The sequence below is a fragment of the Paenarthrobacter sp. YJN-D genome, from assembly GCF_015040335.1.
Lineage (GTDB): Bacteria > Actinomycetota > Actinomycetes > Actinomycetales > Micrococcaceae > Arthrobacter > Arthrobacter nicotinovorans.
On the sequence record NZ_CP053549.1, the window covers coordinates 2,408,586 to 2,425,538 of the forward strand.

Genomic DNA, 16,953 nt, shown 5'->3' on the forward strand with positions numbered 1-16,953 from the left:
GGGTACACCAGACCTATTCCAGGGAGAGCAATGACAACACCGGGTGTTCCTGCGGTTCGCGCCGCCGGACTTCATAAGAGCTTCGGAAAAGTGCAGGCGGTGCGCGGCCTGGACCTGACGGTTCAACAGGGGGAGGTCGTGGCTTTCCTGGGCCCCAATGGTGCGGGAAAGACCACCACCATCGACATGATCCTGGGCCTGAGCACCCCGGATGCCGGCGAGGTGTCCATTTTCGGCCATAGTCCCAGGGGAGCCATTTCCCGCGGACAGGTGGCCGCCGTCATGCAGACCGGGGGTTTGCTGCACGACGTCAGCGTCCGGGAAACCGTGCAGCTCACGGCCGCGATGTTTGATTCGGCACGGCCCGTGGATGAAGTCCTGACCCGCGCGGGAATCCTGGACATCGCCGACCGCCGGGTTGAAAAGTGCTCCGGCGGCCAACAGCAACGTCTTCGCTTCGCCATGGCTTTGGTCTCGGACCCCGGCCTGCTGATCCTGGATGAGCCAACCACGGGCATGGACGTTGCGGGGCGCCGGGACTTCTGGTCCGCCATCCGCGACGACGCGTCGAGGGGTCGCACCGTCATCTTCGCCACCCACTACCTCGAGGAGGCCGACGCCTACGCAGACAGGATTGTGCTGGTCCGCCAAGGGACAGTGGTTGCTGACGGCACGGCAGCGCAGATCAAGAACCTGGCGTCCGGGAGGACAGTACGGGCTTCGCTGCCGGCCGGTGACCGCGCGCTGCTGGCAGGATTGCCGCCGGCAGACCATGTGGAGTTCGACGGCGGCCGCGTCACCGTCCGCACCTCTGACTCGGATTCCGTAGTCCGGTTCCTGCTCACCAAAACAGGAGCCCACGATCTTGAAGTGGTTGCGAACAACCTTGAGGAGGCCTTTGTGACCCTCACCGCGGACGAAGCCGGGACGGCCACAACCCCCACGGATCCAACAGCCCCCACGTATACCTCAGCCCCCACGTATACCTCAGCCCCCACTGCTTTGGAAGGGGAGCGGGCATGAGCCAGTCGATAGCAATGCAGGACCGCAAGCCCTCCGCCGGCGGTGTCAACACGACGTTCCTGTGGATCGAAATCAAGCGGATGCTCCGGAACCGCCGGACCATCGTCTTCACCGTGCTCATGCCCGCGATCTTCTTCTTCATTTTCGGGCTGTCGAACAAAGACCAGCAATTGCCCAACGGCCACAGTTACGGCCAGTACATCCTGATCAGCCTGACCGTGTACGCAGCCATGACGGCCGCCACGGGAGCCGGCAGCCAGGTGGCGGTCGAACGTGCCCAGGGATGGAGCCGGCAACTGCGTCTCACGCCCCTGCTGCCCGGGGCGTATATCGCCATCAAGGCAGCTGCGGCGCTAACCCTCTCGCTGGTGGCTGTGATCGCCCAGTTCGTGATCGGCGCCATCGCCGGAGTGACCATGGACGCGCAGACGTGGCTGACCGCCGGGCTGGTGGCCTGGTTGGGTTCCCTGGTGTTCGCCGCCCTGGGACTTTTCGTGGGGTACCTCATGCCCAGCCAGAACGTCATGCAGATCCTTGGACCGGCCCTGGCGATCCTTGCCATGCTGGGAGGCCTTTTCATGCCGATCGAAATCATGGGCGATACCTTCGGGACCATCGCCAAATTCACGCCCGCCTACGGGATCGGTCAACTGGCGCGCAGCCCCATCACCGGTGAGTTCGACGTCTTGTGGATTCTCAACGTCCTGGTCTGGCTCGCCATCTTCGTCGGCGGCGCCGCCATGGCCTTCCGCCGCGACACCAGCCGCGTCTGAGTTGCCCCGGCGTGGCTAAGGTGGGATCCATGAGCAGCCAGTCCCTGGGGGATGCCTTCCGCGGTCCCGGACCCCGCAAATGGTTCATCGGCGCCGGCTTTTCCATTGTCCTCTGGGCGTGGCCCACCTGGAACCTCGTGTGGTCCGTGGACGAACCGGCAGACTGGAAGGTACTGGCCTCGGCGTCGTTGGTGGCCTTCTTCGCCGCCTATGCCTTCTTGCCGATGTTCAGCCGGGTACGGGACAGCCGGACCGGCCTGCTGTGCCTCGCGATCCTGCTGGCACTCAACGGCCTGGTGATCCTCCTGGTGGGCAGGGAAGCGCTGTGGACGTGGCCTTTCCTGGCGTGCGCCATTGGAATGACCACACTTCCGCCGCGCGTCGACTTCGCTGTGATCATGGCACTTTCGGGAATTTCGCTTGCGTCGGAACTCGCCGGCGGCAACCCTGGACAGGCTTTCTTCCAACCGGCCCTCATCCTGTCCCTGGGATTCATGATGTCCTCGTTTGCGCGCCTGATCCGCCAGACCGTTGAACTCCGGACCGCCCAGACTGAACTGGCGGATGCCGCTGTCGCCGCCGAACGCAGCCGTGTGGCCAGGGACATGCACGACATCCTGGGGCATTCCCTCACTGTCATAGCGGTCAAAGCCGAGCTGGCTGCCCGGATGTTGGAGCAGGCACCCGGCGGACCGGCCAAGGACAAAGCCTCAGCGGAAATCGTGGAAGTCCAGGAGCTGGCGCGTGGTGCGCTCGCAGATGTCCGGGCCACCGTTGCCGGCTACCGCGGGGTCAATGTTCTGGCAGAACTCGCGGCGGCCCGGACGGCGCTGGAATCGGCGGGTATCGACGCTGATCTTCCGGGGACTGTGGAGCAGGTGCCCGCCAAGCACCGTGAGCTGTTCGGCTGGGTACTGCGCGAGGGCGTGACGAACGTTGTGCGGCATTCCGGTGCCGGACGTTGCCGGGTCCGGTTGACGGCGTCGACGGTTCTGGTGGAGGACGACGGCGTGGGGCCGGGTCCGGCAGCGGGCGGCAACGGGCTGGCGGGGCTTCGGGAGAGAGTGGCCAGTGCCGGTGGCACAGTAAACATAGGTGCGAGCGACCTGGGAGGGTTCAGATTGGCTGTTGACGTATGACCATCCGGTTGGTGATCGCGGACGACCAGGCGCTGGTGCGCGGTGCCCTTGCCGCCCTTCTGGGGCTTGAAGAGGACATCGAGGTGGTGGCGGAGCTGGCGGACGGCGCAGGCGTTGTGTCGGCCGTGCTGGAGCATGCCGCCGACGTGGCGATGCTCGACGTCGAGATGCCCGGCCTGGATGGCATCAGCGCTGCCGCGGCAGTCCGCCGTGCGGTGCCGACATGCCGCGTCCTGATGGTCACGACGTTCGGCAGGCCGGGTTATCTCAGGAGGGCCATGCAGGCCGGAGCCTCCGGGTTCGTGGTCAAAGACACGCCTGCGCGGCAGCTGGCCGAAGCCGTGCGTCGCGTGCACAGCGGGCTCCGCGTGGTGGACCCGATGCTCGCCGCGGAGTCTCTGACCTCCGGTGACAGTCCGCTGACCGAGCGGGAGGTCGAGGTGCTGAAGGCTGCATCCGACGGCGGTACGGTGGCGGACATTGCCAAAGCGGCGATGCTCTCGGAGGGCACGGTACGGAACTATCTCTCAGCGGCGATGGCCAAGACCGGCGGCCGGACGCGGGCGGAAGCCGTGCGCCTGGCACATGAGAACGGGTGGCTTCTGTGAGGGCCTGCGCCCCCGATTTGCCCTGCTTTGCAACAATGGATAGGTGACTGTAGTAGCAACGCCTCCCGCACCAAAGCTTGAGCTCCCGCCCCTGAAGCTCGGCGGGATTACCGTGGACACCCCGGTAATCCTTGCGCCGATGGCCGGAATCACCAACTCCGCCTTCCGCAGGCTCTGCCGTGAATACGGTGGCGGCTTGTACGTGGCCGAGATGGTGACCTCGCGTGCCTTGGTGGAGCGGACGCCGGAATCGCTGCGCATCATCTCCCATGACGAGGACGAAAAAGTCCGATCCGTCCAGCTCTATGGCGTGGACCCCGTAACCGTAGGCGCAGCGGTGCGGATGCTCGTGGACGAGGACCGCGCCGACCACATCGACCTCAACTTCGGCTGCCCCGTCCCCAAGGTCACCCGCCGCGGGGGAGGGTCCGCGCTGCCGTGGAAGATCGACCTCTTCACCTCGATCGTGCAGACCGCGGTCAAGGAAGCCTCCAAGGGCGGAATCCCGCTGACCATCAAGATGCGCAAAGGCATCGACGATGACCACCTGACCTACCTGGAGGCAGGACGCATCGCCCGTGACTCCGGAGTCGCCGCAGTGGCGCTCCATGGCCGGACGGCTGCACAGTTCTATTCCGGCCAGGCCGACTGGTCCGCGATCGCCCGCCTCCGCGAAGCCCTGCCGGACATCCCGGTGCTCGGCAACGGCGATATCTGGTCCGCTGAAGACGCTGTCCGGATGGTGCGCGAAACCGGCGTCGACGGTGTTGTCGTGGGCCGTGGGTGCCAGGGCCGTCCCTGGCTGTTCGGCGATCTCCAGGCTGCTTTCGAAGGCAGCGACCAGCGGCACCGGCCCGGGCTGCGCGAGGTTGCCGAGGGCGTCTACCGTCACGCGGAACTGATGGTGGAGACCTTCGGGAACGACGAATACAAGGCTCTCCGCGAGATCCGCAAGCACATGGCCTGGTACTTCAAGGGCTACGTGGTGGGCGGGGAGCTGCGGGCGAAACTTGCCACAGTGCCCACCCTGGAGGTCCTGCGGGAATTGCTCGACGAACTGGACATGGATCTTCCTTATCCGGGCGTCGATTCCGAAGGCCCCCGGGGGCGTGCCGGATCCCCGAAAAAGCCGGCGCTGCCCAAGGACTGGCTGGACAGCCGTCAGCTGAACGCTGAACAGAGCGCGGATATCTCCGCAGCGGAGCTGGACGTTTCGGGCGGTTAGCCTCACACGTGTAAGACTGGCTCAAGAAGCTCCACACCCCGGCGCTTGAAGGAGGCAGATACCCATGGGAACCGAAGCAATGCTTGGCCACGATGCAGCAAGCCACGATTTTGTGCTGGCCATCCCCGGATACGCCGAGGCAGACTCTGCCCGGTGGGTTGAAGAGCCGCGCAAGAGCAACTACCGCTCCGACTTTGAACGGGACCGCGCCAGGGTCCTGCATTCCTCCGCGCTGCGACGCCTGGGCGCCAAAACACAGGTCGTGGCCCCGGATACCGATGACTTTGTCCGCACCCGGCTCACGCACAGCCTGGAGGTCGCGCAGGTAGGCCGCGAACTGGGCCGTTCGCTGGGTTGCGATCCCGATGTCGTGGACACCGCTTGCCTGAGCCACGATCTTGGCCACCCTCCCTTCGGCCACAACGGCGAATCCGCATTGAACGAAGTGGCTCACACGATCGGCGGTTTCGAAGGCAACGCCCAGACGCTTCGGTTGCTGACCCGCCTCGAACCCAAGGTGCTCGCTGCGGACGGCAGGCCGGCAGGGCTCAACCTGACCCGCGCGAGCCTGGACGCCGCCTCCAAATACCCGTGGTCCGCCGTCGACGCCCCCGTGATCCATGGCCACCGCACCAGCAAGTTCGGCGCGTACGAAGACGACCTTCCCGTATTTGAGTGGCTGCGCGAGGGCGCGCCCGGCAACCGCTCCTGCATCGAGGCGCAGGTGATGGACCTGGCCGATGACATCTCGTACTCGGTGCACGACGTGGAAGATGCGATCGTTGCCGGCCACTTCCAGCTGAAGTGGATGGAGAACCCTGACCACCGGGCGCGGGTGGTGGGCTACACCAAGCAGTGGTACCTCCCGCACAACGACCCCGCCGAAATTGATGCTGCCCTGGCCCGGCTCGAGGCCACCAAGGTCTGGGTCCGGGAAGCTGACGGCAGCCGCAAGTCGATGGCGGCGCTGAAGGACATGACCAGCCAGTTGATCGGCAGGTTCTGCCAGAGTGCCATGGAAACAACGCGGGCGCATTTCGGACCGGCCAACCTCACCCGTTATGACGCCGAGCTCATGGTCCCCGAGGAGACCGTGACGGAGATCGCGGTGCTCAAGGGATTGGCCACCACCTTCGTCATCTCCACGGACCACCGGCAGCCTGTCTACGAACGCCAACGCGAAGTGCTGCACGCGCTCGTGGGCGTCTTGAACGCCACAGGCGACCGCCACCTGGAGCCGATGTTCGCCGCTGACTGGAGGGACGCCGTCGACGACGGTGCCCGCCTGCGCGTCGTCATCGACCAGGTGGCGTCCTTGACGGATGTCTCTGCCCTGGCCATGTACGAGCGTCTGGTGGGCAGCCTCCCGTCGCTTTGGTGAGGCGCGCCCGGGAGCCGGGCGGTTTGGTCGATGCGACTAGGATGGACACGTGGCTGGCCTGATCAAACGTGAAGATATCGACGAAGTACGCCAGCGCACGGACATCAAGGAAGTCGTTGACGGATACGTCACACTCAAAGGTGCCGGACTGGGCAGTTTCAAAGGCCTGTGCCCCTTCCACGACGAACGTTCTCCCTCCTTCACCGTCCGCCCGCAGGTGGGCAGGTACCACTGCTTCGGTTGCGGCGAGGATGGCGACGCCATTTCCTTCGTCCAGAAGATGGATCACAGTTCCTTCCACGAAGCCGTGGAAAAGCTCGCGGCCAGGATCGGTTACGAGCTGCGGTACGAAGACGGCGGGACGGGTCCCAGCCGCGAGGAAGTGGGCAAGCGCCAGCGCCTGCTGGACGCCCACAAGATCGCCGATGAGTTCTTCCGCGCACAGCTTCTGACCCCCGGAGCGGCGGAAGGCCGTAACTTCCTGGATGGCCGCGGGTTCGACCGTGCTGCCGCCGAACACTTCGGAGTGGGATACGCGCCACAAGGCTGGGACGCGTTGTTGAAGCACCTGCGCGGACGCGGCTTCACGGATGCTGAGTTGAAGCTCACTGGAATGTTTTCAGAAGGCAATCGCGGCATCTACGACCGTTTCCGCGGCCGGCTGATCTGGCCCATCCGGGACATCGCGGGGGACACCATCGGTTTTGGCGCGCGCAAGCTCTACGAAGACGACCAAGGCCCCAAATACCTGAACACCCCGGAGACCACGCTCTACAAGAAATCCCAGGTCCTCTACGGCATCGACCTCGCCAAACGGAACATCGCCAAGGAGCGCCAGCTGGTAGTGGTGGAGGGGTACACGGACGTGATGGCCTGCCACCTTGCAGGGGTCACGACGGCGGTAGCCACCTGCGGTACAGCCTTCGGTACCGAACACATCAAGGTGGCCCGGCGGCTGCTTTCCGACGACGGCAGCGGGGGAGAGGTCATTTTCACCTTCGACGGTGATGCTGCCGGCCAGAAGGCCGCTCTCAGGGCGTTCGAGGAGGACCAGCGGTTCACGGCCCAGACCTACGTGGCTGTCGAGCCTTCCGGTGCCGATCCCTGTGACCTTCGCCAGCTCAAAGGTGATGCCGCGGTGCGCGAGCTCATCGGCACCCGGAAACCGCTCTTCGAATTCGCCATCAGGGCCACCTTGCGGCGGCACAACCTGGACACCGTGGAGGGCCGCGTAGCAGCGCTCCGTGAGGCTTCTCCGGTGGTGGCGCAGATCAGGGACTCAGCCACAAGGCCCGAGTACACGCGGAACCTTGCCGGCTGGCTGGGCATGCCCATCGAGGAAGTCAGCCGATACGTTGGCGCGGCTGCTAAACGGGGGACAAGCGGCAGCAATCCTGCAGGCAGCGGCGAGCAAGCAGCGGCCGCGGCAGCACCGCCGTCGGGCGGTCCGGTGTTCAACCGTCCCAACCCCCGCGACCCCGTAGCGGGGATGGAACGCCAAGCACTCGAGGTGGTGCTTCAGGATCCCGCAGTGCTCGGTGGAGTGGCGTGGGACCGCTTTGCGGCTACGATGTTCGCCACGCCGGCCTATGCTGCCGTCCATGCGGCGATCCGCGCCACTGGGCTCGGCCATACGGCAGACCCGGTGTCATGGGTGGAGCAGATCCGGCAGGAAGTACCCGAACCCCTGCGCAATCTGGTGTCCGAACTTGCTGTGACACCACTGCCCGCCAGCACCCCGGAAGCGATGCAACGGTATTGCCGGGATATCCTGGCCCGACTCTTCGAGCTTCAGATCACCCGCATCAAGGCCGACAAGATGGGGCAGCTCCAACGGCTCGACGCTGCCTCCCAGCCTGAGGAATTCCAGCGGCTGAACCGTGAGTTGATGCAACTCGAAATGGAACGCCGGGCGCTGCGCTCGGACGGCTGAGATCCTCGATTTCGTTTTCCGGCAGCCCCCTGTTAAGCTAGTAACCGCTTCATTCCTCCGTAGCTCAATTGGCAGAGCATTCGACTGTTAATCGAAGGGTTACTGGTTCAAGTCCAGTCGGAGGAGCGCACAATACCCCCGTTCCGGTTCGCCGGAGCGGGGGTATTTTTATACCCCCAGGGGGTACCGCCGACCGATTTCACATCCGGTAAAACCTTTGCTAAAGTCATAACCGCTTCATTCCTCCGTAGCTCAATTGGCAGAGCATTCGACTGTTAATCGAAGGGTTACTGGTTCAAGTCCAGTCGGAGGAGCACAAGGACCCCGTACCCGCCTTATGGCTGGTGCGGGGTCTGCTTTTTAAACGAAATCCATCTCCACCTGGAGGAAGCGCGCGGCTTCCGCCACAGCCGCCATGAACGAGTCCTGCTCGGTGGGAGGGGTCCTGGGCTCACGCGGATGCCACTCATGCGGCGCCGAGTAGACTCTCGTGAAACCGCCGCCCGGAGGGGCATAGAAAATCCCGAACCTTTGGACCGGCCACTCCGGCGAGGTCTCCGGAGCGACCAACAGTGCGGCATCCGTTTCGGGGTTGTACCACTGGGCTATGGGCCGTCGCCGGTCGTCCGTGAAGAGTCCACCCGCGTACAAAGCGGCCGACGGCGGACTGGTCACCGAGCACAGGCGCTCCCACCACAGCGGGAGGATGCGGTCATCCTTGCGCTGCCACGGTGCCGGTAACGGGTTCAGCTCTTGCCAATGTGGCACATCTCAACTTTATCGCCGGTGGGTGGCCGCGAAAAGAGCTTCTAGCGGGACAGGCCCAGGCGCGGGTACAGCACTTCGAAGCCCTTCTCCAGGCCTGCGTTCAATGCCAGGCCCACGTGTCCGCCGTTGGGTACCTCGTAGTACGTCACTTTCATTCCGGACGCTTGCGCCGCCGCGGACACGGCTTTCGCGGCGGCCACGTAGGTGGGGTCGTCCGAGCCGGCAGTGAACACGGCAGTGGTGTCGGGGAACTGTTTGCCCTTCATGATGTTGATGGGCTTTTGGGCATCATAGGCGGCCTGGTTACCGCCAAAGATCCCGGCCAGGTTCTCCGCGGGGTCCTCTGCGCCGGGGAACTCCTCGCCTGAGATGTCCACCACGTTGCCCCACATTCCGGGGTACTTGACGGCGAAGGAGATGGCGCATTGGCCGCCGTTGGAATAACCGGCGATGGTCCAGTGGTCCCTGTCCGGAAGGATGCTCAAGTTGTCCCTGGCCCAGTTCACCACGTCCTGGTTGATGTACTTCTCGACGTTTCCGTACTTAGGGGTGTCCAGGCACAGGGTGTCATCCTGGTCCGGGCCGATCTGGTCGGCGACGATCGCAATGGGGGCCAGTCCATTGTTTTTTGCAGCGAACTCGTCGAGGGCGGCGGAGACGTACTGCGGATCGGGGAGGCCCGGCTGGCCCATCATGAGGACGAACAGGGGAAGCCTCGGTGGATTGGCAGTCAGGGCAGCCGGTGGAAGGTAGATACCGGCCGGGCGCGCGTCGAAACCCGACACCGTGGCCGGGATGACTTGGGTCCCCACCTTGCCTTTCGAGGGCATGTTGGCGGGCGGAGTCCAGTGCTGCCACAAGGGTCCGGCCGGAATGGACGCATCCGGGTCCGGCTTGTTCAGTTCAATGACGTCCTCGGTTGAGATCCCCAGGGCCGAACCCAGGGTGTTGTTCAGTCCGAACTCGGCGTTGATTTGCAGGGCGGAGACAGTGACGAAGACGGGGACCGAGATGATGGCCACCACTTTCCGCCAGCGCGCGCTGTGGAGAAAACTCACCGCGACCAACCCCAAAGCGGCGAAGCAGCTGATCGACCAGAACCATACCCGCGGAGTCAGTCCCACGTGAAAGACGTCCAGCACGTCCTCCACGATCCACACGGTGAACCACCCCACCAGCCCTGCCACCACAATGGCGCTCATCGCCGTGAGGACCCAGCGGGCAGACGGCCGGAGGAAGAGCACCAGGAAGAACCCGACGGCGATGATCCCGGCGATCGTCAGGACTACCGGGCTGCTGATTTCGAGTTTCAGGACATCGTTCATGGACGCGCCGCCGGATGACCGGTCATGCGGCAGGCTCCCGGGCCACCATCTGCCTCAACAAACCGGCGCTTTGTGCGGGCGAGAGCCCGGGCAGGTAGGCCGAGCCGACCGCCAGTCCGATCGATGGCAAGGCCAGGGGGTCCTGGTAGTACATGTACAAGGTCCGGTGCTCGGGTTGGAACCTTGACTTGAAGGCAGCCAATGATTTGAAGCCGTACATCGGCTCCAGGGCATTTCCCAACAGGGCCAGGACGCGGTCCAGGGTGCTTCGGTCACCTTCCGCGCCTCCGGTCCCCGCATTGGCCAATGGAGAGCCTGAGAGGGAGATCTGCGGAACTTGCTCCTTGAAGTACGTCACGGCTGAGGCGATCAGGAACTCCATGACGCCCTTGAATCCTGTCGTGCGGCGCCTCATGAAGTCGAGGGTCCAGCCTGAGATCGCACCGTTGCTGAAAACGGGAAGCCAGCTGGTCACCCCGTGGACCAGGCCGTCGTCGTCCACCGCCACGCAGCAGAGAACTTCGGGATCCTTGAGTTCGTTCAAGCCGCCCAAGGTGAATCCCATCTCGGGTAGGGCCTTGTCAGCCACCCACTCCTCGGAAATCTCAGCCAGTTGGGCCCTGATGCCCGGCGGCATGCTGCCGTAGTGGTACCAGAGGTCCTTGATGGACAGCTTGTCAGCGCGGTTCAGCGCAGTGCGGACGTTCTGCCACTCTTTGCCCTTGAACGTCATTGCCTGGACGTTGAGAAGTGTTTCCTCCGCGACCTCCAGTTTCCTGAAGCCGTAGGGGAGCAGCGGGCCATCCAGCCCGGAGTCGGCGGAATAGAAACACGGGACCAATCCCAATGCGGAACAGTGCGCCACAAAACCACGCGCTGCCTCGTCATGGTGGCCGGCATCGCCGTAGGGACCGGCAACGGTCAACGCCACCCCGTTGTGGACCTGGTAGGCGACGCCGGCCTTCCTGTCCGGAGTGAACCAGTACTGGTTGTTGTCCCACAATGCCATCCAGGACAAGGTGCCACCGCCCTGGTGCAGCAGCTCGCGGGTGTGGCCGAGATCGGCAGCAGGGTCGGTGGCGATCATCCTGAAGCGGCGGAAGTTGTTGAGGACCAGGACCAGGATGAGAAGCCAGATGACGTCTCCTCCCAGGCCGTACAGCACAGTGCTCAGCAGTCCCTGGGGCAGCGCCACAACGAACGGGACCGGGAAGGGCACCAGGATGTGCGTCAGCTGTCCGGCGAGGTCCCACAGGGTTGACTGGCCCGGGTTGCCCTCCAGGAACCAGAACGCCACGTAGAGGGCCACTGAAGTCACGGCCAGGATCAAGGCAGCCCGGCCGAGGGCGCGGTATCCGGCGTCGCTGGACTCCACCCTGAACCTGTGCCGGTTTGCCAGCAGCAGTGCCACGATGATGATTGGCGCCAGGAGCGCGGGGACCACGTACAGGAGGAGGTAGCCGAAATCGTCGTCGCCCATGGTGACATCCGGGTCGCTGATGTATTGGACAATCGCCAGGACGGTCACCGCAGCCAGATACACCTGGATGATCAGTGTCAGCCGATAAGCCAGGCGGCGACCGCGTCGCAGGCCTTCGGCGCAGACCAGCAAGAGCAGGACAGGGATCACCGTCAGGATGGCCGCACCAAAGCTCCGGACACCAACGATGTTTTGCAGGGCCACGCAGTTCGCTTCGTTCCTGCAGGCCTCCTGAACCTCATCGACGTCGGGGCTTGCCTGGAGCATGACCTCGGAGACCACCGAGAGCGGGCCCACCTCCCAGGTACCCGTCAGTTGGGTCAACAGGGGCCCCAGGGCGAAGACGCCAACCACCGTGCCGACCAGGAAACGCGTCTCACGGAGGCTGGAGGCATTGAACGATCCGCCGCTCTTGTGAAGGACCACGGAGTGTGCGGCCCAGCCGGCAACGATTCCGATCACTGCGCCGGCGAGAGCCTGCAAAGTTTGGGCCACTCCAACGAAGAGGGCGAACATCAGTGCTGCAGCGAGCAACCACGTCCGGAGGCGGCGCCGCCACAGCGAGTCAAGTGCCGCCGTCGAAAATCCCAGGGCAGCCGCGGCTCCGCCGTAAGCGCCCACCGCGTACTCCCCGCCGAGGAAGCTCAGCCATTGGTCGCTGTTGTCGGTACCGAAAGCCACCAGCGCGACCAGCACCAGTGCGCTGAGGGCGGAGCCGGCGATGAAGGCAGCCAGGGCCAGCCACGGGCCCATGACCCTTTCGGCAATACCGACCCCCAGCAGGATCGCTGCGGTGCACGCCAGGTAGTCGAGAAGCGAGGAACCGAAGAACGTTGACGTGAAGACCGACCACCACGGCCCGGGTTCCACGGCCAAGCCAAGCCCCACCTGCTCCAGAAGTGCTTCGGGAGGACCGTTAAGGACGCTTCCCGTCGCCAGTGCCAAAACCCAGAGGACCACCACCAAGGCAAGCGTCAGCGGCAAACTCCGCACGGTTGCCAGGCCCCGTAGGGTGCCACGAAATCCGACCGCCGTGCTCATGTGATGTCCCCTTCACCGGTTAGGCACCGGTAACACCGGCTGGCCACCATTCTGCCCTGCGGCAGGGCTTTAGGGGAGGCTTTGAAACGTTCGACGCCGGAGGGTCGGCAAGTGACGCCGCTTAGTCACGGTTCCTGCCTAGTCACGGTTCCAAGGTCCAGGATTGACCCGGTACAGAACCGCGGCGCCGATCACGGCCCCGAGCAACGCGCCGAAAACCGCGCTTCCTGCAGCGCGGCCGATGAGTGCCCCGGCCACCGCGCCCAGCATCGCACCGAGAAAGAGGCCCCTGCCATTACGGTGCGGTTTGTTCGTCATAGTGACAGCCTACGGTGCGGTTGATGGATGGCAGCTAGTGGATGGAGGGCACGGTCCGTGGCCGCACAACCAACCAAAGTGCGGTCATGGAACCCGTGATGCAGACGGCCATCACAGCTCCCATGGGGACGGCGGAGGTGACCCCCAGCCAGCCGACCACCGGAGGAACGATGCCCGCCATCATGAACTGTGAAGCGCCAAGGAGGGAGGCCGCCGTGCCGGCTTGTGCGCCGTGGTTGGCCAGGGACAACACCTGGACGCACGGAAACATGAACCCGGTGGCGCAGATGTAGAACCACAGGGGAATCAAGGTGCCCCACAGCCCCACGTGGAACAGATCAAGCACGATGATCACAAGGGACATGCACAACATGAACAGCGTTGCTCCGGCCACAATCCACTGCGGGGCTACGCGCCGGATCAAGCGGGAACTGATCTGGACACCGGCCACGATGCCCAATGAATTGATGCCGAACAGGATGCCGTATTCCTGGGGGGAGAAGCCGTAGACCTTCTGGAAGAGGAAGGTGGACGCGGACAAATAGGCGAACAGGCCGCCGAAGTTGAGGCTGCCCACCAGCACCATGCCCACGAAAATCCGGTCCGTAAGTACCTTCTTGTAGCGCTGTCCGACCGTCACGGTGGACTTGCCGCGCTGTTCGGCAGGCAAGGTCTCCCGGATAAAGAAGATGGAGGCGATGATGACCAGCAGGCCGTAGCACGCCAGGAAGTAGAAAATCCCGGGCCAGGGAAAGACAAGGAGCAGTTGTGACCCGATCACCGGAGCCAGGATGGGCGCGAGCCCGTTGACCAGTGACATGCGGGAGAACATCCGCACCATGGAGTAGCCGTGGAAAAGGTCCCTGACCATTGCCATGGCCACCACGCCACCTCCGGCCGCCCCGATTCCCATGAGGACACGGAAAACGGAAAGCATGCCGATGTCGGTTGCCAGCGCAGCGCCCAGGGAAGAGCCAATATGCACGGCTGTGGCCAGGATCAGCGGCAGCCTGCGGCCTACCTTGTCGCTGAACGGTCCCACCACCAACTGGCCAAGGCCGAAGCCGACGGTTGTTCCGGTCAGGGTGAGCTGGATTGCCGCTTCCGAGACGTTGAAACTTGATTCCAGGGCCGGGAACGCGGGGAGGTAGAGATCGATGGTGAAGGGACCCAAGGCCGTCAAGGCGCCCAGGAGGAGAATGTAGACAAGCTTTTCGCGTCGGCTCAGGGAATCGCCCGGGGCAATGGGAGGGGTCACGATCATCTATCCTATGGCCCGGATCATATTTATTGCTGCTATGACGGGCGCGCCGGAGCGTGGCCCCGAAAGTTCAGCAGGAACCTGAATGATAGCTTTGAGGACAGGTGTCCGCGGCGGAGTTTTCCGCTGCGTTCGCCCGACACGATGCCAAGAGGAAGCAGTTAGGCGGAACCCATGAGTGGACGTCACACCGGCCGGACCAGTCAAGGACCAGCCATTCGTACTTTGCCGAAGACCCTCAAGCTCGTTGCACGCTTGGCCCCACGGCAAATCAATGATGAGATCGCCCTTGCCAAGGTGGAACTCAAACGCAAGGCCACACAGCTTGGCGTGGCCGGCGCCTTTTTCGGTGTTGCCCTCGTCTTCATGGCGCTGCTGGTCATTGCACTGGTGGTGGCAGCCATTCTGGGCCTGGCCACCATCATGCCCGGCTGGCTCGCGGCTCTGCTCGTCTCAGCGTTTTTCCTTGTGGTTGTCGCCATCGCATCGCTGATCGGCATCGCCAAGTTCAAGAAGGCCATGCCGTTGGTCCCCGAGGACACCATCCGGGGCATCAAGCATGACCTCGGGATCGCCAAGGAAGGCTCAGCGTTCGACGAGTCGATCCTCGACCCGAACTCGCCTGCCGCCAAGGCCGCCAAAGCCGAAAAGGAAGCCGCAGCTGAGAAGGCCAAGGCCGAAAAGGCAGCAAAGGAAGCGGCCAAGGAAGCCGATGCCGTCAAGGCCCCCACGGAAGCCGAGCTTCGCTCCCGCCTGAAGAGGCGCCGCGAACACCTGACGGGTGTCCGCGATGAGCTGGGTGAACAGCTGGACGTCAAAAAGCAGGGCCAGGCCTTGCTCGAGAGCGCCAACGTCAGGTTCCAGGAGGGCAAGGAATTCGCTGCCGCAAAGTTTGCCGACCTCGGCGATTCCGTTCCCCAAAGCGTCAGCGAGCGGATGGCCGCGCACTGGAAAGACCTTGCAGCTTTCGCCACCGCCGCGGTGGTCTTCGTGGTTGCGCTGAGGAAGCTGCTGAAGAAATAGCAGGTTTCTGAGCACCGGATACTGAACACGAGGAAGGGGGACACATGAGGCTGATCGGTGCTGGTTCGCACCCGGATCGTCCGCAGGTCGACCATGACCTCATCTTCACTGTCCCCAATATCCTCACCGTCCTGCGTTTCATGGGCGTGCCTCTCTTTGTCTGGCTCGTGCTCTCCGAACAGGAGTACGGGTTCGCGGTCCTGGTGCTCGTCGTCATGGGCAGCACGGACTGGGTGGACGGCTACATCGCCAGGCGGTTCGACCAGACCTCCAAGTTGGGCAGGATCCTGGATCCGATGGCCGACCGGGCCGCCCTCCTGGCCGTGGCTTTCACTTTGGCGATTGCCGGCGTCGTGCAGTGGTGGTATCTGGCGGCGCTTCTGGTCCCTGACGCGATCCTGGCGATCGCATCGTTGAACTATTTCCGGAGCCACCCGGATCTTCCCGTGAGCATCGTCGGGAAAATCCGCACCGCCCTGCTGCTGGTGGGCACGCCATTGCTCGTCCTGTCCAAACTGCCCATACCCTTGACTGACGTGTATTTCGTGGCGGCGTGGACGTTCCTGGGCCTGGGCCTGGTGGGCCACTGGATTGCGGCATACAACTACTTCTGGGCCATCCTGCGAAAAGGAAAAGAATTGAAAACCGACGACGGCGGACTCGGCTGATGGTCTGGCTGGCGGTTTGCCTGGCGGTACTTGGGGCCTTCTTCCTCGCCATCGGCGCCCAGCGGCAGGGGAGCGCGGTGAAAGCCGATACGGGTGGCCTGGCGCTGAGCTCCAATGGCTTCCTGCGGCTCCTGCGGAATCCGCGCTGGATGCTGGGCCTGCTGTTCCTTGCCTTGGGCATGGTGATGAACGCCATTGCATTGGTGTCTGCGCCCTTGACGGTGGTGCAACCGATCGGCGCCATTGCGCTGGTCATCACCACGGTGGTCAATGCCAAAGACCAAGGACTGAGCATCAACCGGGCAACAGTTGTAGCGATCAGCGCCTGTGTCACCGGTTCCGCGCTGTTTGTATTGCTGGCCGTGTTCGTCACACAGGAAAACCACCACGTCAGCAATGACGATGAGCTGACGATCGTGCTGCTCCTTGCCCTGGCCGTCGGTATTTTCGGCACCCTGGCCGTCTTGTTCAAACACCGGATGAGCGCCTTCATTTACATCCTGGGCGCAGGCGTCCTGTTCGGTTTCGTGGCCGTACTGACCCGGATTATCGGCAAGCACTTGCTCGATCCCAACGGACTCTTCCTGCTCAACGTCCAGTGGTACACGCTGATAGCCATCGTTGCTGCAGGTGGCCTGGGTTCATGGTTTGTCCAGAGTGCGTACTCTGGTGGACCGCCGGACCTCGTGATCGCGGGATTGACTGTGATTGACCCGATGGTGGGCATTGCGATCGGCATCGTCATCCTTGGTGAGCTTCGTCCCGATGTCCACGCCGTGATGGCGATCGCCATGGCAGCGGCCGCTACGCTTGCTATCGTGGGGGTTATTGCCCTAAGCAGGCACCATCCGGAAGTCACCAAGCGCAAAAAGGACGCGAAGGCGGCTGCCAGCCGGAAGGCCTAGGGCAGATCTTTACCTTGCGCCACCGCTTTTGCGGGCGGCAACCCGGCGACACCGCAGCATTGCCACAAGCAGTGCTGTCCGC

The 16,953-nt window shown here is 63.7% G+C and carries 15 protein-coding genes and 2 tRNA genes; 12 read left to right on the forward strand and 5 right to left on the reverse strand.

The window, feature by feature from the left end:
* The first annotated feature begins 30 nt into the window (after positions 1 to 30).
* From HMI60_RS11170 to HMI60_RS11210, 9 genes are all read left to right on the forward strand, one after another.
* A complete protein-coding gene (locus HMI60_RS11170; RefSeq protein ID WP_193589666.1) occupies positions 31 to 1,023 on the forward strand; it encodes an ABC transporter ATP-binding protein in 993 nt (330 codons plus the stop codon).
* Positions 1,020 to 1,796 (forward strand): ABC transporter permease, encoded by a 777-nt coding sequence (locus HMI60_RS11175; protein ID WP_197493536.1) that lies wholly within the window; start codon positions 1,020 to 1,022, stop codon positions 1,794 to 1,796. Before HMI60_RS11170 ends, HMI60_RS11175 begins: the two co-directional genes overlap by 4 nt.
* A gap of 29 nt (positions 1,797 to 1,825) precedes the next feature.
* A complete protein-coding gene (locus HMI60_RS11180; RefSeq protein WP_193589667.1) occupies positions 1,826 to 2,935 on the forward strand; it encodes a sensor histidine kinase in 1,110 nt (369 codons plus the stop codon).
* A complete protein-coding gene (locus HMI60_RS11185; RefSeq protein ID WP_055975094.1) occupies positions 2,932 to 3,543 on the forward strand; it encodes a response regulator in 612 nt (203 codons plus the stop codon). The genes HMI60_RS11180 and HMI60_RS11185 overlap by 4 nt, the downstream gene beginning before the upstream one ends.
* A 43-nt stretch (positions 3,544 to 3,586) precedes the next feature.
* Positions 3,587 to 4,768, forward strand: a complete 1,182-nt coding sequence (gene dusB / locus HMI60_RS11190) for a tRNA dihydrouridine synthase DusB (protein ID WP_018777469.1) — start codon at positions 3,587 to 3,589, stop codon at positions 4,766 to 4,768.
* 64 nt (positions 4,769 to 4,832) lie between these two features.
* Entirely contained in the window at positions 4,833 to 6,149 is a 1,317-nt protein-coding gene (locus HMI60_RS11195; RefSeq protein ID WP_018777470.1) for a deoxyguanosinetriphosphate triphosphohydrolase, read from the forward strand.
* A 49-nt stretch (positions 6,150 to 6,198) separates the two neighbouring features.
* A complete protein-coding gene (gene dnaG / locus HMI60_RS11200; RefSeq protein WP_018777471.1) occupies positions 6,199 to 8,082 on the forward strand; it encodes a DNA primase in 1,884 nt (627 codons plus the stop codon).
* A gap of 53 nt (positions 8,083 to 8,135) precedes the next feature.
* A tRNA-Asn gene (locus HMI60_RS11205) sits at positions 8,136 to 8,208 on the forward strand.
* Positions 8,209 to 8,323: 115 nt separating this feature from the next.
* Positions 8,324 to 8,396: transfer RNA gene (locus HMI60_RS11210), tRNA-Asn, on the forward strand.
* Positions 8,397 to 8,442: 46 nt separating this feature from the next.
* Here the strand turns inward: HMI60_RS11210 and HMI60_RS11215 are convergent.
* The 5 genes from HMI60_RS11215 to HMI60_RS11235 form a co-directional block, all read right to left on the reverse strand.
* On the reverse strand, positions 8,443 to 8,850 hold the full coding sequence (locus HMI60_RS11215; RefSeq protein WP_039240465.1) for a hypothetical protein: 408 nt from the start codon (positions 8,848 to 8,850) through the stop codon (positions 8,443 to 8,445).
* Positions 8,851 to 8,891: 41 nt separating this feature from the next.
* Complete coding sequence (locus HMI60_RS11220) at positions 8,892 to 10,175, reverse strand: esterase family protein (RefSeq protein WP_193589668.1); 1,284 nt, start codon at positions 10,173 to 10,175, stop codon at positions 8,892 to 8,894.
* 22 nt (positions 10,176 to 10,197) lie between these two features.
* Positions 10,198 to 12,696, reverse strand: a complete 2,499-nt coding sequence (locus tag HMI60_RS11225; protein WP_193589669.1) for a bifunctional lysylphosphatidylglycerol flippase/synthetase MprF — start codon at positions 12,694 to 12,696, stop codon at positions 10,198 to 10,200.
* A gap of 138 nt (positions 12,697 to 12,834) precedes the next feature.
* A complete protein-coding gene (locus HMI60_RS11230) occupies positions 12,835 to 13,014 on the reverse strand; it encodes a glycine zipper domain-containing protein (RefSeq protein WP_018777475.1) in 180 nt (59 codons plus the stop codon).
* Between the two features lie 34 nt (positions 13,015 to 13,048).
* Positions 13,049 to 14,278: a multidrug effflux MFS transporter gene (locus tag HMI60_RS11235; RefSeq protein ID WP_055975106.1), complete on the reverse strand. Its 1,230-nt coding sequence runs from the start codon at positions 14,276 to 14,278 to the stop codon at positions 13,049 to 13,051.
* 171 nt (positions 14,279 to 14,449) lie between these two features.
* Between HMI60_RS11235 and HMI60_RS11240 the strand changes: the two genes are divergently transcribed.
* From HMI60_RS11240 to HMI60_RS11250, 3 genes are read left to right on the forward strand one after another with little or no spacing between them, the layout of a single operon-like run.
* Positions 14,450 to 15,298, forward strand: a complete 849-nt coding sequence (locus HMI60_RS11240) for a phage holin family protein (protein ID WP_055975109.1) — start codon at positions 14,450 to 14,452, stop codon at positions 15,296 to 15,298.
* A gap of 44 nt (positions 15,299 to 15,342) precedes the next feature.
* Complete coding sequence (locus HMI60_RS11245; RefSeq protein ID WP_193589670.1) at positions 15,343 to 15,966, forward strand: CDP-alcohol phosphatidyltransferase family protein; 624 nt, start codon at positions 15,343 to 15,345, stop codon at positions 15,964 to 15,966.
* Positions 15,966 to 16,871, forward strand: coding sequence for a DMT family transporter (locus HMI60_RS11250; protein ID WP_055975115.1), 906 nt, complete (start codon positions 15,966 to 15,968; stop codon positions 16,869 to 16,871). The genes HMI60_RS11245 and HMI60_RS11250 overlap by 1 nt, the downstream gene beginning before the upstream one ends.
* The last annotated feature ends 82 nt before the right edge of the window (positions 16,872 to 16,953 follow it).